Annotated in this window: 21 protein-coding genes; 16 read left to right on the top strand and 5 right to left on the bottom strand. The window is 64.9% G+C overall.

Annotated features, from left to right (window positions below):
- Nucleotides 1–125: 125 nt before the first annotated feature.
- From NX774_RS07090 to NX774_RS07080, 3 genes are all read left to right on the top strand, one after another.
- Nucleotides 126–1778, top strand: a complete 1653-nt coding sequence (locus tag NX774_RS07090) for a 3-(methylthio)propionyl-CoA ligase (RefSeq protein ID WP_307731153.1) — start codon at nucleotides 126–128, stop codon at nucleotides 1776–1778.
- A gap of 221 nt (nucleotides 1779–1999) precedes the next feature.
- Nucleotides 2000–4087, top strand: a complete 2088-nt coding sequence (locus NX774_RS07085; RefSeq protein WP_258821487.1) for a 3-hydroxyacyl-CoA dehydrogenase NAD-binding domain-containing protein — start codon at nucleotides 2000–2002, stop codon at nucleotides 4085–4087.
- Between the two features lie 197 nt (nucleotides 4088–4284).
- The gene (locus NX774_RS07080; RefSeq protein ID WP_258821486.1) at nucleotides 4285–5505 is read left to right on the top strand and encodes an MFS transporter; all 1221 of its coding nucleotides are present in this window, start codon (nucleotides 4285–4287) and stop codon (nucleotides 5503–5505) included.
- 91 nt (nucleotides 5506–5596) lie between these two features.
- Here NX774_RS07080 and NX774_RS07075 read toward each other — a convergent pair whose 3' ends face one another.
- Nucleotides 5597–7057, bottom strand: a complete 1461-nt coding sequence (locus NX774_RS07075; RefSeq protein WP_258821485.1) for a hypothetical protein — start codon at nucleotides 7055–7057, stop codon at nucleotides 5597–5599.
- 291 nt (nucleotides 7058–7348) lie between these two features.
- Nucleotides 7349–9049: an MFS transporter gene (locus NX774_RS07070; RefSeq protein ID WP_370660406.1), complete on the bottom strand. Its 1701-nt coding sequence runs from the start codon at nucleotides 9047–9049 to the stop codon at nucleotides 7349–7351.
- Between the two features lie 282 nt (nucleotides 9050–9331).
- On the opposite strand from NX774_RS07070, the gene NX774_RS07065 reads away from it, so the two are divergent.
- Nucleotides 9332–9634, top strand: a complete 303-nt coding sequence (locus NX774_RS07065) for a Dabb family protein (protein WP_258821484.1) — start codon at nucleotides 9332–9334, stop codon at nucleotides 9632–9634.
- A 19-nt stretch (nucleotides 9635–9653) separates the two neighbouring features.
- Nucleotides 9654–10433: an SDR family oxidoreductase gene (locus NX774_RS07060; RefSeq protein WP_258821483.1), complete on the top strand. Its 780-nt coding sequence runs from the start codon at nucleotides 9654–9656 to the stop codon at nucleotides 10431–10433.
- A 113-nt stretch (nucleotides 10434–10546) separates the two neighbouring features.
- Here the strand turns inward: NX774_RS07060 and NX774_RS07055 are convergent, their stop codons facing one another.
- The 3 genes from NX774_RS07055 to ygfZ are packed head-to-tail and all read right to left on the bottom strand — an operon-like array spanning nucleotide 10547 to nucleotide 12660.
- On the bottom strand, nucleotides 10547–11314 hold the full coding sequence (locus NX774_RS07055) for an NRDE family protein (RefSeq protein WP_258821482.1): 768 nt from the start codon (nucleotides 11312–11314) through the stop codon (nucleotides 10547–10549).
- Nucleotides 11305–11598 (bottom strand): DUF4936 family protein, encoded by a 294-nt coding sequence (locus NX774_RS07050; protein WP_258821481.1) that lies wholly within the window; start codon nucleotides 11596–11598, stop codon nucleotides 11305–11307. The genes NX774_RS07055 and NX774_RS07050 overlap by 10 nt, the downstream gene beginning before the upstream one ends.
- 3 nt (nucleotides 11599–11601) lie before the next feature.
- A complete protein-coding gene (gene ygfZ / locus NX774_RS07045; RefSeq protein ID WP_258821480.1) occupies nucleotides 11602–12660 on the bottom strand; it encodes a CAF17-like 4Fe-4S cluster assembly/insertion protein YgfZ in 1059 nt (352 codons plus the stop codon).
- 100 nt (nucleotides 12661–12760) lie between these two features.
- Here ygfZ and mltG point away from each other — a divergent pair, with 100 nt between their 5' ends.
- From mltG to lpxO, 11 genes are all read left to right on the top strand, one after another.
- The gene (mltG, locus tag NX774_RS07040) at nucleotides 12761–13762 is read left to right on the top strand and encodes an endolytic transglycosylase MltG (RefSeq protein ID WP_258821479.1); all 1002 of its coding nucleotides are present in this window, start codon (nucleotides 12761–12763) and stop codon (nucleotides 13760–13762) included.
- The gene (gene tmk / locus NX774_RS07035) at nucleotides 13759–14388 is read left to right on the top strand and encodes a dTMP kinase (RefSeq protein WP_258821478.1); all 630 of its coding nucleotides are present in this window, start codon (nucleotides 13759–13761) and stop codon (nucleotides 14386–14388) included. Before mltG ends, tmk begins: the two co-directional genes overlap by 4 nt.
- Nucleotides 14385–15410 carry a DNA polymerase III subunit delta' gene (locus NX774_RS07030; RefSeq protein ID WP_258821477.1) on the top strand — a complete coding sequence of 342 codons (1026 nt, stop codon included), beginning with the start codon at nucleotides 14385–14387 and terminating at the stop codon, nucleotides 15408–15410. Before tmk ends, NX774_RS07030 begins: the two co-directional genes overlap by 4 nt.
- A gap of 10 nt (nucleotides 15411–15420) precedes the next feature.
- Nucleotides 15421–15801 (top strand): PilZ domain-containing protein, encoded by a 381-nt coding sequence (locus NX774_RS07025; protein WP_258821476.1) that lies wholly within the window; start codon nucleotides 15421–15423, stop codon nucleotides 15799–15801.
- Between the two features lie 12 nt (nucleotides 15802–15813).
- A complete protein-coding gene (locus tag NX774_RS07020; protein WP_258821475.1) occupies nucleotides 15814–16332 on the top strand; it encodes a GNAT family N-acetyltransferase in 519 nt (172 codons plus the stop codon).
- 186 nt (nucleotides 16333–16518) lie between these two features.
- Complete coding sequence (locus tag NX774_RS07015; RefSeq protein WP_258821474.1) at nucleotides 16519–17301, top strand: TatD family hydrolase; 783 nt, start codon at nucleotides 16519–16521, stop codon at nucleotides 17299–17301.
- Between the two features lie 2 nt (nucleotides 17302–17303).
- A complete protein-coding gene (locus tag NX774_RS07010; RefSeq protein ID WP_258821473.1) occupies nucleotides 17304–17975 on the top strand; it encodes an ankyrin repeat domain-containing protein in 672 nt (223 codons plus the stop codon).
- Between the two features lie 136 nt (nucleotides 17976–18111).
- Entirely contained in the window at nucleotides 18112–19026 is a 915-nt protein-coding gene (locus NX774_RS07005; protein ID WP_258821472.1) for a class I SAM-dependent methyltransferase, read from the top strand.
- A 143-nt stretch (nucleotides 19027–19169) separates the two neighbouring features.
- Nucleotides 19170–19370, top strand: a complete 201-nt coding sequence (locus NX774_RS07000; protein WP_258822711.1) for a hypothetical protein — start codon at nucleotides 19170–19172, stop codon at nucleotides 19368–19370.
- Between the two features lie 92 nt (nucleotides 19371–19462).
- Nucleotides 19463–19690, top strand: a complete 228-nt coding sequence (locus tag NX774_RS06995) for a DUF6139 family protein (RefSeq protein ID WP_258821471.1) — start codon at nucleotides 19463–19465, stop codon at nucleotides 19688–19690.
- 171 nt (nucleotides 19691–19861) lie between these two features.
- Nucleotides 19862–20761, top strand: a complete 900-nt coding sequence (gene lpxO / locus NX774_RS06990) for a lipid A hydroxylase LpxO (protein ID WP_258821470.1) — start codon at nucleotides 19862–19864, stop codon at nucleotides 20759–20761.
- The last annotated feature ends 162 nt before the right edge of the window (nucleotides 20762–20923 follow it).

The raw sequence follows: 20923 nt of genomic DNA, 5'->3' as shown, positions 1-20923 counted from the left end.
TGTTTCAAACGTGCGTTACACCCTGAAACAGCCGCCTGCTGCGGCGCAGCATCGAAAGCGGTTGACGACTGTGCCGCTCGGCATGACACTCGGCTCAGGTTATCAATATGTTCACAGGAGCGCCCATGACCGCATTTCCGATGAGCCCGCTGATCGGGCAAATGATGGACCAGCCCCTGCTCATCTCCAGCATCATCGAATTCGCCGCCCGGCATTACGGCGGCAGTGAAATCGTCTCGCGTCGCGTCGAAGGCGACATGCATCGCTACACCTACCGCGACTGCGCCCGCCGCGCGCGGCAGATGGCGCGCGCGCTCGAAACGCTGGGCGTCGAGATGGGCGACCGGGTGGGCACGGTGGCCTGGAACGGCTACCGCCACATGGAGCTCTACTACGCCGTGTCCGGCTCGGGCGCGGTGCTGCACACGATCAACCCACGCCTGCACCCGGACCAGCTGGCCTACATCATCGGCCACGCCGAAAACAAGGTGCTGTTCTTCGACCTGAGCTTCCTGCCGCTGGCCGAGATCGTCGCCGCGCGCTGCCCCACGATCCGCCATTTCGTGCTGATGAGCGACCGCGCGCACATGCCGGACAAGACCAGCATCGCCAACCTGCTGTGCTACGAGGAACTGATTGACGGCACCGAAGACGGCTACGTCTGGCCGCAGTTCGACGAAAACTCGGCGGCGGCGCTGTGCTACACGTCCGGCACCACCGGCAACCCGAAAGGCGCGCTGTATTCGCACCGCTCGACGGTGCTGCACGCGTATGCCTCGGCCATGCCGAATGCGCTGAACATCTCGGCGCGCGATTCGGTGCTGCCGGTGGTGCCGATGTTCCACGTGAACGCATGGGGACTCCCGTATTCGGTGCTGCTGTCCGGCGCGCGCATGGTGTACCCGGGGCCGGCGCTCGACGGCAAGTCGCTCTACGAGCTGTTCGAGGCCGAGCGCGTCACTTTCTCTGCCGGCGTGCCCACCGTGTGGCTGGGCCTGGTCAACTACGCGCTGCAGAACGATTTGCAGTTCTCCACCTTCCGCCGCACCGTGATCGGCGGCGCGGCATGCCCGCCGGCGATGATGGACACCCTCATCGACCGCTTCAACGTGGAGGTGGTGCATGCCTGGGGCATGACCGAAATGTCGCCGCTGGGCACGACCGCCAACCTGCTGGCCAAGCACCACGAACTGCCGACCGAAGCCCAGCGCGCCGTGCTGCGCAAGCAGGGCCACGCCATCTACGGCGTGGACATGAAGATCGTGGACGACGCGGGTGTGGAGTTGCCGTGGGATGGCGAGACCTCCGGGCATTTGCTGGTGAAGGGGCCCTGGATCATCAAGCGCTATTTCCGCGACGAGGGCGGCGACGTGCTCGAGGACGGCTGGTTCCCGACCGGCGACGTGGCCACCATCGACCCTGACGGCTACATGCAGATCACCGACCGCAGCAAGGACGTGATCAAGTCGGGCGGCGAATGGATCGGCAGCATCGACCTGGAGAACATTGCGATGTCGCACCCCGCCGTGCTGCAGGCCGCGTGCATTGGCGTGGTGCATCCGAAATGGGACGAGCGGCCGCTGCTGGTCGTGGTACGCAGGCCCGAGGCGCAGCTGACCCGCGAAGAGCTGCTGGCATTCTTTGCCGGGAAAGTCGCCAAGTTCTGGATGCCGGATGACGTGGTGTTCGTGGACAGCCTGCCGATGGGCGCAACCGGCAAGATCCAGAAGAACCGGCTGCGCGAGGCCTATCGCGAGCACAGGCTGCCCACTGTCTGACTGACCGACCGTCCCCCCGCCACCGTCGTTCCGGCGCAAGCCGGAACCCATGCTGAGCTTGATTTACCCGGGCATTGAATGATGGCCGCGTACTCGCTGGTTCAGCATGGGTCCCGGCCTTCGCCGGGACGACGGTGCACGCTTTGCATCAAAAATAATACGACCGTACTTTTATCGGTTATAGTTCAGCGATTGCACATCCAACCAGAAGAGGAAGAGACATGAGCGCCGACTACGAAGTGCGCGGCAACGTCGCCGTCATCACGCTGAACAACCCGCCGGTGAACGGACTGGGGCTCGAGACCCGCAGCGCCGCCGTCGAAGCGGTCCGCAAGGCCGGCACGGACCCCGCCGTCAAGGCCATCGTGCTGACGGGCGCCGGCAAGGCCTTCTCGGGCGGCGCGGACATTCGCGAATTCAACTCCCCCAAGGCGCTCACCGAGCCAACCCTGCACACGCTGATCAGCACGGTGGAAAGCAGCGAAAAGCCGGTCGTGGCCGCCATTCACTCGGTCGCCATGGGCGGCGGGCTGGAACTGGCCCTCGGCTGCAGCTACCGCGTGGCCACGCCGGAAGCGCAGATTGCGCTGCCGGAGGTCAAGCTCGGCATCCTGCCTGGCGCCGGCGGCACGCAACGCCTGCCGCGCCTGGTTGGCCTGGACCAGGCGATGCAGATGATCACCACCGGCACCCCGGTCCCGGCCGAGCTCCTCGCCGGCACCGCGCTGTTCGACGAAGTGTACCGGCCGGGGGCTGACTTGCTGGAGTCCGCGATCGCGTTCGCCAACAAGGTGGCGGACCAGCGCCCGCTGCCGAAGGTGCGCGACCGCAAGGTTGAGCATGCCGAGCCCGAATTGTTCATCACCCAGGCGCGCGAAGGCATCAAGAAGGCGGCCGGCCCGTTCCCGGCGCCGGTGGCCTGCGTCGAGGCCCTGATCGCGGCCCTGACCCTGCCGTTCGAGGATGGCCTGAAGGTCGAGCGCGAACTGTTCCTCAAGCTGAAGGAAACCAACGAATCGAAGTCGCTGCGCCACGCTTTCTTCGCCGAGCGCGCGGCCAGCAAGATCCCGGACGTGCCAGCCGACACGCCGACTCGCAAGATTGCCTCGGCCGCCGTCATCGGCGCGGGCACCATGGGCGGCGGCATTGCGATGAACTTTGCCAACGCCGGCATCCCGGTGACCATCCTCGAGATGAAGCAGGAGGCGCTGGATAAGGGCCTGGCCACGGTCCGCAAGAACTACGAAACCTCGGTCAAGCGCGGAAAGCTCACGCAGGACAAGCTGGAGCAGCGCATGCAGCTGGTGACCGGCACGCTGGCGTACGAGGACATCGCCCAGGCCGACATCGTGATCGAGGCCGTGTTCGAGGATATGGCGGTCAAGACCGAGGTGTTCCGCCAGCTCGACAAGGTGATGAAGCCCGGCGCGATCCTCGCCACCAACACCTCGACGCTGGACGTGAACAAGATCGCGGACGTGACCGGCCGTCCGCAGGATGTGATCGGCCTGCACTTCTTCAGCCCGGCCAACGTGATGAAGCTGCTCGAGATCGTGCGCGGCGCAAAGACCGGCAAGGACGTGCTCGCGACCGCGATGGCGCTGTCCAAAAAGCTCAAGAAGACCGGCGTGGTTGCCGGCGTGTGCGACGGCTTCATCGGCAACCGCATGCTGGAACAATACCTGCGGCAGGCCGGCTTTTTGCTCGACGAAGGGTGCACGCCCGAGCAGGTGGACAAGGCCATCGAGAAGTTCGGCTTTGCGATGGGCCCGTTCCGCATGAGCGACCTGGCGGGCAACGACGTAGGCTGGTACATCCGCAAGCGCCGCGCCGTCGAGTCGCCCGAGCTGGTGTACTCGAAGACGGCCGACCTGCTGTGCGAAAAGGGCCGCTTCGGCCAGAAGACCGGCGCCGGCTGGTACGACTACAAGCCGGGCGACCGCCACGCCTACCCGTCGCAGCTGGTCAACGACATGATCGTCGAGTATGCGCGCGAGCAGGGCATCGAGCGCCGCAAGATCAGCGACGAGGAGATCATCGAGCGACTGGTGTACGCACTGGTGAACGAAGGCGCGAAGATCCTGGAAGAGGGCATTGCGCTGCGCGCGTCGGACATCGACATGGTGTACCTGACCGGCTACGGCTTCCCGACCTGGCGCGGTGGCCCGATGTTCTACGCCGACTGCGTGGGCCTGCCCAACGTGCTGCAAGCGATCGAGAAGTACGGGCGCGGGCGCCATGGCGAGGCGTGGGCCCCGGCGCCGCTGCTGGTACGCCTGGCGGTCGAGGGCAAGCGCTTCAACGGCTGATCGTTCTCGCGCGATCATTGTAGGGTGGGCGGGTCTCCCGCCCACGCGTTCAAACGCCGCCCGCAGACACGCTGGCTCGCACCGTCCATTTGAACGCGTGGGCAGCCGAGCTGCCCACCCTACGCGTACCCGTCCTGCATTTACTTTGGTGGCCTTCCACGCTACAGTTCGTTATCTTTATATAACTGGTTGTACGCGTGAAAAATCACCTGCTGATTGCAACAGCCTGCCTGCTGGGACTGCTGGCCACGACCGGCGCCTCGCTGCCGTACCCGATCCTGCCGCCGCTGTTCGCGGCCGGCGCGGCCGATAACCTGAACCACTTCCTCGGCCTGCCGCCGAAGCTGCTGTTCAGCATCGCCTTGCTGATCAACCCGCTCGGGCTTCTGATCGGCAACGCCGTACTCGGGCCGCTGTCGGACCGGTTTGGTCGCCGCAAGGTGGTGCTGGTCACCGCCGCCGGCGCCGCGGTCGGCCATGTGCTGACGGCAGGCGCGCTGGCGATGCAGTCGTACCCGCTGTTTCTCGCCGCGCGCTTCGGCACCGGCTTGCTCGAAGGGCAGGCCCCGGTGGTGCGCGCGCTGCTGGCCGAGCGGCTCGAGGGCGACCTGCGCAACCGGGCGATGTCGCGGTTTAACGGCGCGCTGCACCTGGGCTGGCTGGTGGGACCGCTGCTGGCCGGCGTGACCATCGGCTTTGGCCTGTCGGTGCCGTTCTACGTTGCCGCAGGCGCGCTGCTGCTGGGCGCGACCTTTTGCGCCGTGGCGCTGAACAAGGAAAAGCCGCACGGCGCGGCCGTTTCGTGGTGGTCGGTGGCGCGCGAACGCCATGCGTTCAACCTGCTGCGCCACGACCAGCTGCGCCTGCTGTTCATCATGCAGCTCGCTTACACCTGCGGCGTGACCGGCTTTTACGAGTTCTATCCGCTGTGGCTGGTGGAAGTGGGCCATTTCGACACGCGCGGCATCTCGCTCGTCAACGTCGGGCTGTGCGGCGTGATGACGCTGTCGGCAGCCTTTGCGGGCGGGCCGAGCAAGCTCGATCCGCTGCGCCGTGCCAGCTTTCACGCGATCCTGGTGGCCATCCTCATCGCCAGCGTTGCGCTGGGCAACCTGTGGGTCGGCATGGCCGGCATCGTCCTCTTTGGCCTGCCGCATGCGTTCTACAACGCCACCATCCAGGGCTGGGCGGCGGATCGCTTCGGTGGCCACGGCCAGGGCGCGGTGATGGGGCTGCTGTCCACCACATTCTGCTTTGCCAATATCGTCATGGCCCTTGGTGGCGCCGTGCTGACGCTGTTCGATACGCGGCTGATCCTGCTGGCCGGCGCCGGCCTGAGTGCGTGGGCCGCCTATCGCATGCGCGCGTGGCGCTGGCAGGAAGCGCATGTCCATGCAAGCAACGCGGCTGAAACATGACGACTGGGCGCGGGCAATGCCGACGGCCCGCGCGACGCACAGCAAATTGCACGGCCAGTCGCCGACCGGCCGTGCTTGCCAGGCTGAGCACTCACCGGTCGTCACCATCGCGGCCTTGTGACGCCGGGACCGCAGGACTAACGGTGATCGCCCTTCCGGAGAGGACCCAGGCGCGCTGGCTGGGAGCGAAGCGCGGGGCCAAATAGCCATCGTTGATCTCACGGGTCACGGCAAAACGGCGGTAGGAGGTCGCTGGCAAGAACAACCTGCTGTTGTCCTTGAAGCCGTCGCTGGCGGCGTCCGGATCGCCTTCTGCCGCGGAGATCACGCCGTCACCGTTCTTGTCCACACGCTTGACCTCGGCTGCGTACGCATCGAACAGGCGCTTCGGGAAAGGTACGCCGGGCTCGAACGACGCCAGCCGCAGCCAGGTGTCGAGATAGATCTCGTTTGCCAGGCCACTGGGGATAAAGCGCTGGCGGTACTCGCGCTGGCGCTCCACATCGGCGTCAAAGCGGTCCGGATCGCGCGGCCCGGCGCCCCCAAGCGGCGCCGCCGTGTTCGGATTGTCGCCATAATCGATCGGACTGTTCTTGATGCCGGACGGTCCGGAGCCTGGAATCAACGATGACAGTTCCCCGATCTTGCCAGCTTCGAAGGTGCCTGGAATACCGCCGGTAAAGGGCAATTCGTACAGCGGAAAAATCCAGTTCGTCTGGTAATTGAACTCCCAGTAGCCGTGACAATCGGCCTGCTGCAGGCAATTCATTGCTCCCATCGAGAGCGAGATTGGCAAAACGTTGGTCTGCTTGTGCGGCCAGCGATCGTGCGGGCTTGGGAAATGCGGCTCCTTGCCGTCCAGGGTGAAGATGTGGCCTGACGTGTTGTGATGCGAACCCATCTGGTACAGCACCTTGGCGTCGGCTGCGGTAATTGTGCCGAATTGTGCGTGGCCGTCCTGTCGCGGCGCGGCGACCGGCGGCACGATCACATCGTGGATCATCCACCCTTCGTACCATCCGCTTTCATTGTTGATGACGAAGAGGTTCGAAAAGTCGGAGAACACATCGATGAAGGCCCGGATATCGCTCGGATCCGTAGGCAAGCCCGGCTTGGGCTCGAGCGCGAGCCGTACCGCGCCGATCGTGGGAAGCCCGCAGTTGCCGCCCGTCGCCGTCAGCATCGCCTTGTCATTAATTCCTGGGAACCGCGCCGTAAAGGGATTGGGTTCGAAGCCGGTGGTGTCGAGCAGGTAATACTGGAACAGCATGCTCGGCTTGTCGGCTTCTGCGTAGACCTGGAGCGGAAGGTAGGTATGCGGGCGGCTCGCCATGCGTTCCAGGCGATCTTGCAGCGGGTCGGGCAGGAACCTGACATCGCCTCGGTTGTGTACGGTTGCCACGTCGGCGGCCGCATTGGGGTTGGGATGGCAGGGTGGCGGCGGTTGCTCCGCGCGCGCCTGTGCCGCCGTGATCGTGTAGAGCAAGGTCGAAAGCCCTATTGCAAGCAGGCCTTGCCGTGCCCCGTTTCCAGACCGTTGAGTCGGTTTCATTTTGCCCTCGCTGATTTGTTTGCTTGAACTTGCGAGCCTCGGGCGGGACTACGCCTGGGTCCGCTTGTCCATTGTGTGAAGCGGATCGAGCAGGGGCTTGTGAAGTGTCAGGTTCAATGGCGCGTCATGCCAGCAAATCCGCTTTGGGTTTGTGGCGACGTAACCGGCTTTCCCTTCCGAACCAGCTTAATTCTTCCTGAGCAAGAGCCTGTTTTGCCACTGAGCCATCGGTCTGTGTGAACAAAAAAAAGCCCCGGCGTGCCGGGGCTTTGGCATTGCAGCGGAAGGATCTCAGTCCGCAGCGTAGATGTCGTTGTCCTTGGTTTCACGCACGAACAGCGCGCCGATCACGAAGGTGATGGCAGCGATGACGATCGGATACCACAGGCCGTAGTAGATGTCGCCCTTGAACGCCACCAGCGCGAACACCGTGGTCGGCAGCAGGCCGCCAAACCAGCCGTTACCGATGTGGTAGGGCAGGGACATCGACGAGTAGCGGATCCGGGTCGGGAACATCTCGACCAGCATCGCGGCCACCGGGCCGTACACCATGGTCACGTACAGCACCAGGATAAACAGGAACAGCACCACCATCGGCTTGTTGATCTGCTCCGGATCGGCCTTGGCCGGGTAGCCTGCGGCCTTGATCGCGCCGCCCACATCTTTCTTGAGCGCGGCTTCCTTGTCCTTCGACGCCTGGTCGAAGTTCAGGCCGTCCGGGGTCATGGCCGCGTTAAACGACGGCAGGACCTTGTCGCCCACCTTGATGGTGGCCAGCGAGCCCGGGGCGGCATCGACGCGCGTATAGCTCACCGAGGACGCGGTCAGCATGCCGGTGGCGATGTCGCACGAGGACGGGAACTTGGAGGTGCCGGTCAGGTTGAACTGGAAGTGGCACGATGCCGGATCTGCTTCGACCACCACCGGCGAGTTCTTCAGCGCCGTTTCCAGCGCCGGGTTGCCGTAGTGGGTGATGGCCTTGAAGATCGGGAAGTAGGTCAGCGCGGCGATCAGGCAACCGCCGAGGATGATCCACTTGCGGCCAATGCGGTCCGACAGCGAGCCGAAGAAGATGAAGAACGGGGTGGCCAGAGCCAGCGAGATCGCGATCAGGATGTTCGCGGTCGGGCCGTCGATCTTCAGCGTCTGCGTCAGGAAGAACAGGGCGTAGAACTGGCCGGTGTACCACACCACGGCCTGGCCCATCGTCAGGCCGACCAGGGCCAGGATGACGATCTTTGCGTTCTTCCAGTGCAGGAAGGACTCGGTCAGCGGCGCCTTCGAGGTCTTGCCTTCGGACTTCATCTTGGCGAAGGCCGGCGACTCGTTCATCGACAGGCGGATCCACACCGAGACGGCCAGCAGCAGCACGGACACCAGGAACGGCACACGCCAGCCCCATTCGGCGAAGTCCTTCTCGCCCATGGCGGTACGGGTGCCCAGGATCACCAGCAGCGACAGGAACAGGCCCAGCGTCGCGGTGGTCTGGATCCACGAGGTGAAGAAGCCGCGACGGCCTTCCGGCGCGTGCTCGGCCACGTAAGTTGCGGCACCGCCGTACTCGCCACCGAGCGCCAGGCCTTGCAGGATGCGCAGGCTGACGAGGATGATCGGCGCAGCAACGCCAATGGAGGCGTGGCTTGGCAACAGGCCCACGATGAAGGTCGAACCGCCCATGATCAGGATGGTGATCAGGAAGGTGTACTTACGTCCGATCAGGTCGCCCAGGCGGCCGAACACCAGCGCGCCGAACGGACGCACGATGAAGCCGGCCGCAAATGCCAGGAGCGCAAAGATGAAGGTGACGGTGGGGTCGCCAATGAAGAACTGCTTGGCGATGATCGGTGCAAGCGAGCCGTACAGGTAAAAGTCGTACCATTCGAAAACGGTACCGAGGGACGATGCGAAGATGACTTTCCGCTCTTCCTTGGTGAGCCCCGCAGTGGTAGGCATTGCCTTTCCACCGGCGGTCATGCCAGGTGTGATAGCCATTGTGTTGTCTCCGTGTAGTAATTATCCGGTTTGGATATAGCCGATCCTTCGTCAGCTATCTCGCAGTGTGGAATGTAAAACTTACACGAGTCTTGCTTGAAGCTTACGCGAATCTTACGTTGGGCTGACATTGAGCTTACTCAAAGCACCTTTTTCGGCTTTGACCTTGCTCCCCGTCGTGTTGTCGCATGCTATTCTGCAAATCTTCGTTGGGCGGACGGGTTTCCCGCCACCTTACATATGCAAACAGCTCAGTTCGAGCCCCTGTAATACGGAAAAAATATGATCAAGCACATCGTCATGTGGAAACTGAAAGACCAGGCCGAAGGCGCCGACCGCGCCACCAATGCCCAGGAGATGAAACGCCGTCTCGACGCCTGCGCGCACATCGTGCCGGGCATGCGCAAGTTCGAGGTTGCGCTGGCGCAGCCGGGGTTGGAGGCCACCTACGACGTGGTGCTGTATTCGGAATTCGACAGCAAGGAAGCGCTGGCCGCCTACGCCGCGCACCCGACCCACCAGGCGGTGGTGCCGTTCATCGGCGCGGTGCGCGAAGCGCGCCAGTGCATGGATTACGAAGCCTGATTTTTCGCGCGGAGGCCGCATGCGTACCACCCGGGAGCTGTTTTCGTTGCAGGGCAAAACCGCCATCGTGACCGGCGGCTCGCGCGGGCTGGGCCTGCAGATGGCGCAGGCGCTGGGCGAGCAGGGCGCGCGCCTCGTGATCTCGGCGCGCAAGCAGGACGAACTGGACGAGGCCGTGGCCCACCTGGCGCAGCGCGGCATCGAGGCGCAAGCGATTGCGGTGGACCTGGGGCAGGAGGCGCAGGTGCGGCCCTTTGCCGAACAAGCGGTGGCGCAGCTCGGGCAGGTCGACATCCTCGTCAACAACGCCGGCGCCAGCTGGGGATCGCCGGCCGAGGACTACCCGCTGGACGCGTGGGACAAGGTGATGAACCTGAACGTGCGCAGCATGTTCCTGCTGACCCAGGCGGTGGGCAAGCTGTCGATGATCCCGCGGCGCTATGGGCGCATCGTGAACATCTCGTCGATCGCGGGCCTGGCGGGCAATGCGCCGGGGACGATGCAGACGCTGGCTTACAACACGTCCAAGGGCGCCGTGGTTAATTTCACGCGCGCGCTGGCGGCGGAGTGGGGCCGGTATGGCATCACGGTGAACTCGATCGCGCCGGGCTTCTTTCCGTCCAAGATGACGAAAGGGGTACTGTCGACCATGGGCGAGGAACTGGCCCACGCTGCACCGCTCGGGCGGCTGGGCGACGACGAGGACCTGAAGGGCGCCGTGGTGTTGTTTGCGTCGGATGCGGGCAAGCACATCACCGGGCAGATTCTGGCGGTGGATGGCGGCGTGTCGGCGATCTGAAGTTTCGTTGATCCCTCAGTACGTCGTCCCCGCGCAGGCGGGGACCCATGGACCGCGTGACTCGACGCTCAGCATGGGTCCCCGCCTGCGCGAGGACGACGTTTTACGGCTAACTACTCAGCTACTGCCTGCTCCGGGCACAGCGGCTGCACCACGCGCTCGCTCAGCTCCGGCGGCGCGTCGGCATACAGGCGCACCACGGTGGAGGTGCGCGTTCCATACCCCGGCGAGTTGATGCACACCGCCGACAGCATGCGCTCCATTTCGATGGGCACCCCGGTTTCCGGCAGCCGCATGTCCGGCGCGCGCGTGGTATCGGCCAGCATCTCGAAATAGGCTTCCTCGGGCGCGCCCTGGCACAGCAGGCTGGCAAACTGCGCCTTGGTGCGCATCACCTTCGGCCAGGGATCGTCCAGCAGGCCGTTCGAAATCCCGTAGATGCCGGGCTCCAGCGGCTTGCCGTTGCGCGGGTCGCCCGTGCCCCGGTTCGAAAACCAGTACAGTCCTTCGCGGTCCCCGAGCACCAGGTTGAAGCCGTTGTACACGCCAGAGCCGGGGGCGATGCGCTCGATGTATTCGGCTGCGCTTTGCTCGCCCTGCAGGAAGTCCGCCACCAGCGCGCCGCGGGTGGGCGCATCGGGACGCTTTTCCTGCGGCCCGCGGATATTGGTCAGCGCGGCAAAGCGCGGCCCGTTCGGGCCATCGAGCGTCACGCCCATCCAGCTGCCGCCGCCGCGCAGGTCGCGGCCTGCGATCACCTTGGGATTTTCGGGCCAGGGACCCGCCGGCGTGGCCGGACGGTCGTAGTACTCATCACGGTTGGCTGCCGCAATCACGGGCACGCCCGGGATCACGCGCCAGGCAAAGACAATCAGGCACATGCTGTGAAATCCGTAAAAACTTCGCCGTGGCGCGCGCCGCCTTCAATCAGGTGGTGCACGCCGGCGTCACGCGCGGCCTGTTCCAGGCTCTTTGCGAATTCGTCGGTCACGGATGAATACACTTCCATCCAGGTCTGCACGCCGTTGCTTTCCGCAGGGCGGCGCTGCAGCCGTCCGGCCACACCCAGGTTGGCCTCCACGCGCGCCTGCATGGCACGAACGACCGGTTCCAGCCGCGCGGCGTTCTCCGCACGCACTTTGTAATACACGTACAGGTCGATCATGGCTTACACGTCGAGCGCGTCGAGCGGGTAGGGCATGGGCAGGAAGCGGACCTTGTCGCCGCTGGCTGCGCCCAGGTGTACGTCCTCTTCCAGCGCGGCGAGCTTCATCTCGATCAGGGCGTCCGCCCCGCCGGCGCCGTTGACGGCGGCGTTCACCACCATGCCGCAGGGCTGGTCGGGATCGGCCGTCGAGAACACTTCTTGCCCGGCCTGCGCGGCGGCGTTGTCGATGGTCGCGAGCGCGGTGCGGCGCTTGAGCTTGCCCAGGTACTGGCTGCGCGCCACGATTTCCTGGCCCGGATAACAGCCCTTCTTGAAGTTGACGCCGCCAAGGAGCTCGAGATTGATCATCTGCGGCACGAACTGCTCCTGCGTCTTGGCCGTCACCTGCGGCACGCCGGCGTGGATCGACGACAGGTTCCATGCCTGGTTGCCGCCCAGTGCCAGCGCTTCCTTCAATGCCGGCAGTGCGGCAATGGCGCGCTCGGAGCTTGCCAGCCACAGGTAGCGCGGCGCGCCAAAAGCGTCGGCCACGCGGATCACGGTGCCGGCGTCGCCGGCCACGGTCGCGTAGGGCGCCACCGGCAGCGTGCCGAACTGCTCGCGCAGCGCCGCCTCGCCCTTGCCGCCGCCGATGCCGATCAGGGCCTCGTTTGCGGGATCGAGCGTGGCATCAGCCAGCTTGGCCTTGGCGCGCAGCACGTACATCGACAGGCGCTTTTGCAGCGGCGCCTGCAGCGCGCGCGGCAGCTGCAAATAGATGGCTTCGGCGTCGCGCCACATCAGGAAGCTGCCCAGCAGGCGGCCCTTGGGCGTACAGTAGCCGGCCAGTCGCGCTTCGCCGGGCGCCAGGTGTTCGACGTCGTTGGTCAGCTGGTTGTGGAGGAAGCTGGCGGCATCGAGGCCGGCAACGGAGATCAGTCCCAGGTCGGTGACCGGTGCCACGAACCCATCGGCCAGCTCGGCGGCGCTGAGCGCGCGGCCAAAGTCTTCGACCTGGGTGGCTTCGTCAACGTGGAAACGGGCGCCGTGGGACGCAAGGTAATCTGTCCAGTTACTCATAAACTCGGTTATTTTTGCGTTTAGGCTTTATCATTACGGCCTCATTATAGAGTTGTCGAGAATTTCGCGCCGGACCCGGCGTAATACCCCTACTACCCGAATGGCACTAATAAAAAAACTCATCGTGACCGGCGTGATCGTGTCGGTCGCGGCGGCCGGGGGCTTTTCCTGGTGGGCCAAGCAGCCGATCAGCACGGCCGATGCGGTGATTCCCTTCGCTGTCGAACCAGGCAGCGGCGCCGGTGCTGCGGCGCAGCAGATCGCCAAGGCCGGCGTGCCGATCAACCCTTTCTTGTTTGCGACGCTGGCGCGCATCTCGGGCAAGAGCTCGCGCATCAAGGCCGGCAGCTACGAGCTCAAGCCCAACACCTCGCCCCGCACGCTGCTTACCCAACTGGTGCGCGGCGAGTTCGCTCAGGAATCGGTCACGATCATCGAAGGCTGGACCTTCCGCCAGATGCGCCAGGTGATCGCCGCCGCGCCCAGCCTCAAGCATGACGCGGCCGACCTGTCGGACAAGGAGCTGCTGCAGAAGATCGCACCGCAACTGCCGTACAAGTCGCCCGAAGGGTTGTTCTTCCCGGATACCTACCTGTTTGCGAAAGGCTCGAGCGAGCTGCAGATCTTCCGCCAGGCACACCAGGCCATGATGGACCGCTTGAAGGCGGCATGGGAAAAGCGCGACCCCAACCTGCCGTATGCGAATCCGTACGAAGCGCTCATCATGGCCTCGATCGTCGAGAAGGAAACCGGGCAGAAGTCCGAGCGCCCGATGATCGCGGGCGTGTTCGTGAACCGCCTGAAGGCCGGCATGCTGCTGCAGACCGATCCCACCGTCATCTACGGCATGGGCGAGAAGTACGAGGGCAAAATCCGCAAGAAGGACCTGGAAACGGACACCCCTTACAATACCTACGTGCGTGCCGGCCTGCCGCCCACGCCGATCGCGCTGCCGGGCGTGCAGTCGCTGCAGGCGGCGCTGTCGCCGGCCCGCACCGAAGCGCTGTACTTCGTCTCGCGCGGCGATGGCACCAGCAAGTTTTCCGACAACCTGACGGACCACAACAAGGCCGTCAACCGATACCAGCGGCAGGCTCCATGACGCAGCAGACCACGGCAATGCCGGGCAAATTCATCACTTTCGAAGGCATTGACGGCGCGGGCAAGTCGACCCACATCGGCTTTGTCGTCGACTTCCTGGCCGCGCGCGGCAAGACCGTCGTGTCCTCGCGCGAGCCTGGCGGCACCCGCCTGGGCGAAAAGCTGCGCGAGCTGCTGCTGCACGAGAAAATGCACGTCGAGACCGAGGCGCTCCTGATGTTCGCGAGCCGCCGCGAGCACCTGGCGCAGGTGATCGAGCCGGGCATCGAGCGGGGCGACTGGGTGCTGTCGGACCGCTTCACCGATGCCAGTTTCGCCTACCAGTCGGCCGCCGGCGGCATGGACCGCGACAAGATCATGGCGCTGGCGCAGTGGGTGCACGCCAAGCGCTGGCCCGACCTGACGCTGCTGTTCGACGTGCCGGTGGAAGTGGCGCGCCAGCGCCTTGACGCCGAGCGCACGCTCGACAAGTTCGAGCAGGAGAAGGCGGACTTCTTCTCGCGCTGCCGCAACGAGTACCTGCGGCTGGCCGGCGAGCACCCGGGGCGCATCGTCGTGATCGATTCAACGAAGAGCATCGACGAGACGCGCGCGGCCATTGCGGCGGCGCTGGAGCGGCTGCTGTGACCGCGATCTATCCGTGGCAGCAGGCCGCGTGGGACCAGCTGCAGCACATGCGCGAGCGGCTGCCGCACGCGATCCTGTTCTACGGCGCGGAAGGCACCGGCAAGACCGGCTTCATCGAGGCCTTCGCCCAGTCGCTGTTATGCGAGAACGTGCGGCCGGATGGGCACGCCTGCGGCGAATGCGCCTCGTGCGGCTGGTTCGCGCAGCAGAACCATCCCGACTACCGGCGCGTGCGCCCCGAGGCGCTGGAAGACGAGCCGGCCGCCGCCGAGGGCGAGGACGCGGACGGCGACAAGAAGAAGTCCGCCAAGAGCGCATCGAAAGAGATCAAGATCGAGCAGATCCGGTCGCTGGCCGACTTCATGAATATCTCGACCCACCGGCAGGGCTTGCGCGTGGTCGTGCTGTACCCGGCCGAGGCGCTGAACATGCCGGCGTCCAATGCGCTGCTCAAGACGCTGGAAGAGCCGCCACCCGGCACCGTGTTCCTGCTCTCGTCCAACAGCATCGACCGGCTGCTGCCGACCATCCTGTCGCGCTGCCGCAAGTTCGCGCTGCCGATGCCGGCGCACGACGAGGCGCTGGCGTGGCTCCAGGCGCAGGGCGTGCAGGACGCCGACAGCTGGCTGCGCGAGCAGGGCGGCGCGCCGCTGCTGGCACTGGCCCAGGCCGAGTCCGGCAACCGCGAGGAACTGGACGTGCTGCTGCACCTGCTGGCCCGCCCCAGTGCGGACGCCGCGCTGAAGGCCGCCGAACGGCTGTCCAAGGCGCCGCTGTCCTCGCTGGTGGCGTGGGAGCAGCGCTGGCTGTACGACTTGCTCTCTTGCAAACTTTCGGGCACCGTGCGCTACTATCCCCGTTATCAGAGGGAGCTTGCGGCCCTGGCCGCCAGCGTGCACACTGCCAATGTACTGAAGGCAATCAAGGGCGCCACCGAGCGCCGGGCCGTGGCCGACCACCCGTTGTCGCCAAAATTGTTTGTCGAAGATATGCTGCTTGAGTACACTGCGTGCTGCACATGAAAGGATACCGATGAGCGGCAACCCGAACGACACCAGCAGCCCAGCCAACCAGCCGCGGCCATCGGTGTTGTCGCTTGCCATCAAGGAAAAAGCGGCGCTGTACGCGGCCTATATGCCGTTTTTGAAGAATGGCGGCATCTTCGTGCCGACCAACAAGCCGTACAAGATCGGCGACGAGATCTACCTGATCCTGACGCTGATGGACGACCCGACCAAGTTCCCGATCGCCGGCCGCGTCGCCTGGATCACGCCGGCGGGGGCCAACAATAACAAGGCGCAGGGCGTCGGGGTACATTTCCCGGCCGACGAATCGGGCCAGCGTGCCCGCCTGCGCATCGAAGAAATCCTCGGCGCCGCGCTGCGTTCGTCGCGCGCCACGCATACCCTCTAGTCTTTTCGTTTTATGCCGTCCTACGTTCACCGCATCGCCCGCATCGAAGACCTGCCCGTCATCGTCGATATTTACAATTCCACCATTGCTTCGCGTGAAGTGACCGCCGATACCGAGCCGATCACCGTGCAATCGCGCGAGGGCTGGTATGCCGACCACACGCCGGACCGGCGCCCGCTGTGGGTCATCCATCGTGCCGACGATACCGCGGCAGCGCCGGAGATCGTGGGCTGGCTGTCGTACTCCAATTTCTATGGCCGGCCGGCGTATTCGGGCACGGCCGAGCTGTCGATCTATGTCGCGGAGAAATGGCGCGGCAAGGGCGTGGGCCGCTATTGCCTGGAAGAGGCGATTGCGTTCGCGCCGCAGGTCAAGGTGCACACCTTGCTGGGATTCATCTTCGGGCACAACAAGCCGAGCCTGGAACTGTTCCGCAAGTTCGGCTTTGAGACCTGGGCGCATTTCCCGCGCGTGGCCAACCTGGACGGCATCGAGCGCGACCTGGACATCCTGGGCAAGCGGGTGGCCTGACGCCAGCGCCGCTGGCCAGTCGGCTCAGCATGGGTCCCCGCGTGCGCGGGGACGACGTGCTGGCAATACCACCACACGAAGCGCCGTCGTCCCCGCGCAGGCGGGGACCCATAGACCATCAGCTTTGCCGCAGCGCCGGTAACGGCCAGTTTGGCGCGGTTTGCCCCCGCGCCGTACAATGGCGGGATGTACATCGATTCCCACTGCCACATCAATTTCCCCGAGCTCGCGGCGCGCATGCCCGAGGTGCTGGCCAAGATGGCCGAGAACAAGGTCAGCCATGCGCTGTGCGTGTCGGTGGACTTGCCGGATTTCCCGCAGGTGCTCGCGCTGGCCGAGCAATATCCTCACATCTACGCCTCGGTCGGCGTGCACCCGGACTACGAGGACACGCCTGAGCCCACGGCCCTGCAGCTGGTCGAGCTGGCCAAACACCCGCGCATCGTCGCCATCGGCGAGACCGGCCTGGACTATTACCGGCTCGAAGGCGACCTGGAATGGCAGCGCGAGCGCTTTCGCACCCACATCCGCGCCTCGCGCATCGCCAAAAAGCCGCTGATCATCCATACCCGTTCGGCAAGCAGCGACACGATCCGCATCCTGCAGGAAGAGGGCGCAGCGCCAAACAAGGGCGGGGTGGCCGGCGTGATGCACTGCTTTACCGAGTCGCTGGAAGTGGCCCAGGCAGCCATGGAGATGGGCTTCTATATTTCCTTTTCCGGCATTGTCACCTTCAAGAGCGCCAAGGAACTGCAGGCGGTGGCCAAGGCCGTTCCGCTTGAACGGATGTTGATCGAAACCGACTCGCCGTATCTCGCGCCGGTGCCGTACCGTGGCAAAATGAACGAGCCCGGCTTTGTGCCGCATGTGGCCGAGTTCATCGCCACGCTCAAGGACGTGCCGCTGCGCGAGGTGGCGCAGCAGACGACGGATAACTTCTTCAAGCTGTTCAACGTGCCAAGGGACTGACCATGACCACACCGCGCCGCGCCATCTTCCGCAGTTTCCTGTTCTCGGTTTGCATGCTTGTCGGCGCGGCGCAGGCCGCCACCAGTGCCCAGGTGGCGGAGTTCTTCCGGGCGGTGCAAACGGACGACGCGCGCACGGTCAAGTCGATGCTGGCCGGCGGCTTCGACGCCAACAGCCTGAACCCGGTCGGCGGCGAGCCGGCACTGGTGCTGGCGGCCCGCGAGGGCGCGATGCAGGTGCTCGACACCTTGCTGGCCCATCCTGGCACCAGGATCGATACGCCCGCCGTCAACGGCAACACCGCCCTGATGATGGCGGCCTTCAAGCACAACATGCCGGCGGTACAGGCGCTGCTGGCCAAGGGCGCCGCCGTCAACCGCGACGGCTGGACCCCGCTGCACTACGCGGCGGCCGGCGGCGACAACGAGATCGCCCGCCTGCTGCTCAAGCACGGCGCGAAGATCGATGCGCTCTCGCCGCGTGCCAGCGGCGCCTATACCCCCTTGATGATGGCCGCGCGCGAAGGCCACGACAGTACCGCGCTGCTCCTGATCGACAGCGGGGCCAATCCGGGACTGACCAATTCCGAAGGCCTGACGCCTGCCCAGCTGGCCGAGCGTGCCGGCAAGAGCCAGGTGGCTGCCGCCATCGCCGCGCGCGCCGCCCGCCACTGAAAAGCGGTCGTCGCCGCCAATCGACGAAATGGCACGGAAAACCGTGCCACCTCGGCGCATACCCCGCGTGCATTGCCTTGGATAATCCAAGATAGCAAACACACAAGCGCATGACGCGCAGACAAAGGGGAAGCCAATGCTCAATGAGCGAGAGATCGAGAGCTGCTACCTGGGACAGTTCATCCCGGTGCACTACCATCACAACATGCTGATGGACCAGAACCGCATGCACGCATTCAAGTGCGCCATCGACCATGTGGTGTTCCCCGGCGCCACGGTCCTGGAACTGGGCGGCGGCACGGGCGTGCTTTCGTTCTTCGCCGCGCAAAAGGCCGACAAGGTGTATTGCGTCGAATTCAACCCCGACCTGGTGCAGGAAGCCCGGCGTTTCCTGGCGCAGAACCAGCGCGGCGACCGCGTGGAGGTGATCCACGCCGACGCGTTCGACTACCTGCCGCCGGAGCCGGTGGATGTGGTGATCTGCGAGATGATCCACGTGGGCATGCTGCGCGAAAAGCAGGTGGACGTGATCGAGGCCTTCAAGCAGCGCTATTTCGAACGCTTTGGCGGCCCGCTGCCGATGTTCATCCCCGAAGCGGTGCTGATGGCCGTGCAGCCGCTGCAGAAAGACTACAATTTCGAAGGCTACGTCGCGCCCATCATCCAGTTCGAGGAAACGACCGTGTTCCAGTCGGGCACCGTACAGCTCGGCCAGCCGGTCATCTACAGCGTGCTGGACTTTACGACGGCGGTGGACCCGATGATCGGCTTTGACGGCCAGTTGCTCATCGAGCAGGCCGGCGAGCTGAACGCGCTGCGCTTCATCACCAAGAACGTGTTGTCCGTGGTAGAGGAGCGCGGCAGCACCATCGACTGGCTCAACCACTACATGTGCCTGCCGCTCGCGCAGCCGCTGCGGGTGGAAGCGGGCGACATCGTCCAGCTCTCGTTCCGCTACCGCGCCGGCGGTTCGATCCCGTCGCTGCAGGCATCGATCCGCACCGAGCTGGCGCATTCGGCCGCTTCCATGCCGCAGGTGGAGTTCGCGTAAGCAGGCGGGGCGGGCGCTCCCGTTCGCCCCCCGTTTTCCCCCGCCGGTCGGCCCGGCACGCCATTCGTCGCACCGCGATTGAAACGCGTCGGCCGCGCCCGTACAGTCACGCTACCGATGTTTTTCAAGTCAGGGAGCGAATGATGCTGGGTTTCCTCGTGTGGCTGCTGTTGCTGTTCCTGTGCTGGCCGATCGCGCTGCTGGCGCTCGTGCTGTATCCTGTGGCTTGGCTGGTCTGCCTGCCGTTTCGCCTGGTCGGCATCGGCGTCGAGGCTGTGTTCGCCTTGCTGCGCTCGATCGTGATGCTGCCGGCGCGCGTGCTGGGTGGCGGTTCTGTCCGCTAAGTAGTGCCTCCCAGCAGTGTGGTCCAATTAACAGACGGTCGGGTCGCGATCGCCTACTGTGATTGTTCCCTCCTTTAACACAGGAACCGACAATGCGACTGGACATTTACCGCAGGGCCGAACAGGACGGCAAATTCTCGTATCTGGCAGTGCCGGAAGCGCGCAACATCCCCGAAGAGGCCACCAACACCGACTGGGAGGTGGAGGCGCGCGCCATCGAAGTGGATGACAACGCCGACCAGATTCCCGATTACGATATCGACAACCTCTACGGCCAGATCCGCGAGAAAGGCTACGCCGTCACCTCGACCTTCCACTGACCCGACACACGCCGCCGCGCCTGTTGCGCCGGCCCGACGCAGCCGGCGGCGCGCAGCGCGGCTCCCGCCGGAACGCCCCCCGGCCCCGCTTGGGCGGTGGCGGTTGTGGTATCCTTGCGCCTCGATTAATGAAGAGGCCAGCCGTACCTGGCGGCTGCAATTGGGGGCGCGATGAAGTGGGCGGTAGTTGGTTTTCTCATTCTCTCGATCCTGCACATTCACTTTCGCGGCAGGGTGCGCCTGCCGTTCGGCCGGCAGCTGTTCGACCATTCGTCGTTCATGGCGCCGATCAATATCTGGATGCACCTGTTTTCCCGGGTGCCGAACACGCCGTTCATTCCCGTTTCCGAGTTTCCCGAGCTGGCGCCGCTGCAGCAGAACTGGCAGGTGATCCGCGCCGAGGCCGAGAACCTGGTCGCGCTGCAAAAGATCAAGGCCGCCGAAAAGAACGATGACGCGGGCTTTAACTCCTTCTTCAAGAACGGCTGGAAGCGCTTCTACCTGAAGTGGTACGACGCCAGCCACCCGTCGGCCGAGCGCCTGTGCCCTGAGACCTACAAGCTGCTGCAAAGCATCCCGTCGGTCAAGGCGGCCATGTTTGCCGAGCTGCCGCCGGGCGGCAAGCTCAACCCGCACCGCGACCCGTTTGCCGGCTCGCTGCGCTACCACCTGGGCCTGGCCACGCCCAATGACGACCGTTGCTTCATCGACGTCGACGGCCAGCCGTACAGCTGGCGCGACGGACAGGGCGTGATCTTCGACGAAACCTTCATCCACTGGGCGATCAACGGCAGCGAGAGCGACCGCATCATCCTGTTCTGCGACGTCGAGCGCCCGATGCGCTTTGGCTGGATGCAGGCAATCAACCGCTGGCTCGGCCGCACGATGATGACGGCCGCCGCCTCGCCCAACGAAAGCGGCGACCAGACGGGCCTGGTCAGCAAGCTGTTCCGCGTTTCCTACGTGATGGGCCAGTACCGCCGCCGCTACAAGGCCTGGAACAAGACCGCGTACAAGCTGACCAAGGTGGCCCTCATCGTCGGGCTGGCTGCCCTGATCTACTGGATCTGAGCCCGGGCGCGGGCCACCCCGCGCGCGGGCGGCGGGTAGAATGGTCCATCGGCCGCTGCGCCGGAGCCAACGCAGCGGTTTGTGGCTTTGGCTCTGACGATTTTTCCGGAGGCGGCATGGACCACGCTCACAAGAACTTCATCCCCCCCGTCATCGTGCGCG

The organism is Massilia agilis (assembly GCF_024756255.1).
Taxonomy (GTDB): domain Bacteria; phylum Pseudomonadota; class Gammaproteobacteria; order Burkholderiales; family Burkholderiaceae_D; genus Telluria; species Telluria agilis.
Note: the sequence above shows the minus strand (reverse complement) of the source record. Positions and strands in the feature narration are given on the sequence as shown.

Coding starts and splice junctions, on each gene's coding strand:
- NX774_RS07000 (WP_258822711.1), top strand. CDS start 19,170: ATGCTGGGTTTCCTCGTGTGGCTGCTGTTGCTGTTCCTGTGCTGGCCG.
- NX774_RS07025 (WP_258821476.1), top strand. CDS start 15,421: ATGAGCGGCAACCCGAACGACACCAGCAGCCCAGCCAACCAGCCGCGG.
- mltG (WP_258821479.1), top strand. CDS start 12,761: ATGGCACTAATAAAAAAACTCATCGTGACCGGCGTGATCGTGTCGGTC.
- NX774_RS06995 (WP_258821471.1), top strand. CDS start 19,463: ATGCGACTGGACATTTACCGCAGGGCCGAACAGGACGGCAAATTCTCG.
- NX774_RS07075 (WP_258821485.1), bottom strand. CDS start 7,057: ATGAAACCGACTCAACGGTCTGGAAACGGGGCACGGCAAGGCCTGCTT.
- NX774_RS07090 (WP_307731153.1), top strand. CDS start 126: ATGACCGCATTTCCGATGAGCCCGCTGATCGGGCAAATGATGGACCAG.
- NX774_RS07055 (WP_258821482.1), bottom strand. CDS start 11,314: ATGTGCCTGATTGTCTTTGCCTGGCGCGTGATCCCGGGCGTGCCCGTG.
- NX774_RS07065 (WP_258821484.1), top strand. CDS start 9,332: ATGATCAAGCACATCGTCATGTGGAAACTGAAAGACCAGGCCGAAGGC.
- NX774_RS07020 (WP_258821475.1), top strand. CDS start 15,814: ATGCCGTCCTACGTTCACCGCATCGCCCGCATCGAAGACCTGCCCGTC.
- ygfZ (WP_258821480.1), bottom strand. CDS start 12,660: ATGAGTAACTGGACAGATTACCTTGCGTCCCACGGCGCCCGTTTCCAC.
- tmk (WP_258821478.1), top strand. CDS start 13,759: ATGACGCAGCAGACCACGGCAATGCCGGGCAAATTCATCACTTTCGAA.
- NX774_RS07015 (WP_258821474.1), top strand. CDS start 16,519: ATGTACATCGATTCCCACTGCCACATCAATTTCCCCGAGCTCGCGGCG.
- NX774_RS07060 (WP_258821483.1), top strand. CDS start 9,654: ATGCGTACCACCCGGGAGCTGTTTTCGTTGCAGGGCAAAACCGCCATC.
- NX774_RS07070 (WP_370660406.1), bottom strand. CDS start 9,049: ATGGCTATCACACCTGGCATGACCGCCGGTGGAAAGGCAATGCCTACC.
- NX774_RS07085 (WP_258821487.1), top strand. CDS start 2,000: ATGAGCGCCGACTACGAAGTGCGCGGCAACGTCGCCGTCATCACGCTG.
- NX774_RS07050 (WP_258821481.1), bottom strand. CDS start 11,598: ATGATCGACCTGTACGTGTATTACAAAGTGCGTGCGGAGAACGCCGCG.
- NX774_RS07010 (WP_258821473.1), top strand. CDS start 17,304: ATGACCACACCGCGCCGCGCCATCTTCCGCAGTTTCCTGTTCTCGGTT.
- lpxO (WP_258821470.1), top strand. CDS start 19,862: ATGAAGTGGGCGGTAGTTGGTTTTCTCATTCTCTCGATCCTGCACATT.
- NX774_RS07005 (WP_258821472.1), top strand. CDS start 18,112: ATGCTCAATGAGCGAGAGATCGAGAGCTGCTACCTGGGACAGTTCATC.